This is a genomic window from Bradyrhizobium sp. 159 (genome assembly GCF_023073795.1).
In the GTDB taxonomy this organism is placed as follows: Bacteria; Pseudomonadota; Alphaproteobacteria; order Rhizobiales; family Xanthobacteraceae; genus Bradyrhizobium.
In genome coordinates this window covers 1-618 of the sequence record NZ_JADPKE010000028.1, presented here as the reverse complement: position 1 = coordinate 618, position 618 = coordinate 1, and the positions used below count along the sequence as shown (strand labels likewise).

Annotated in this window: 1 protein-coding gene; it reads left to right on the top strand. The window is 61.5% G+C overall.

Annotated features, from left to right (window positions below; translation table 11 throughout):
- A partial coding sequence (locus IVA96_RS05245) for a transposase (protein ID WP_247415795.1) occupies positions 1 to 594 on the top strand: 594 nt, incomplete at its 5' end.
- Positions 595 to 618: the final 24 nt, after the last annotated feature.

Genomic DNA, 618 nt, shown 5'->3' with positions numbered 1-618 from the left:
GAGCGCTCGCTGGAGCGGTTTGATCTCTATCCGAGCCGGCTCCTCGGTGACAGCGGCTATGGCTCGGCCGAGATGCTCGCCTGGCTGGTCTATGAGCACGGGATCGAGCCGCACGTTACAGTGTTCGACAAATCGGCCCGCACAGACGGGATCTTCTCGCGCGACGACTTCACCTATGACCATGCTGGGGACATCTATCGGTGCCCTGGTGGCAAAACTCTTACCACGACCGGAACGTTGGTGAATGATGGTGCCACCATGCTTTACCTCGCCAGCAAGCGCGATTGTGATCGATGCGCATTGAAGCCCCGATGCTGCCCCAAGCAGGCTTCACGGAGGGTGCCCCGCTCGATCTACGAGGGCGCCCGCGACATGGCGCGCCAGATCGCGAGATCGTGGGAGGGAGGCACCTCGCGCCGGCTCCGCAAGAAAATCGAGATGTTGTTCGCGCACCTCAAGCGCATTCTCAAGCTCGACCGTTTGCGTTTACGAGGTCCAAACGGCGCGCGCGACGAGTTCATCCTCGCAGCCACCGCCCAAAACCTTCGAAAGATGGCCAAGCTGATCCCGATGCCCACCCCGACGCTCGCATAGGGTCAGTAAGAGCAGTTCCGGCCA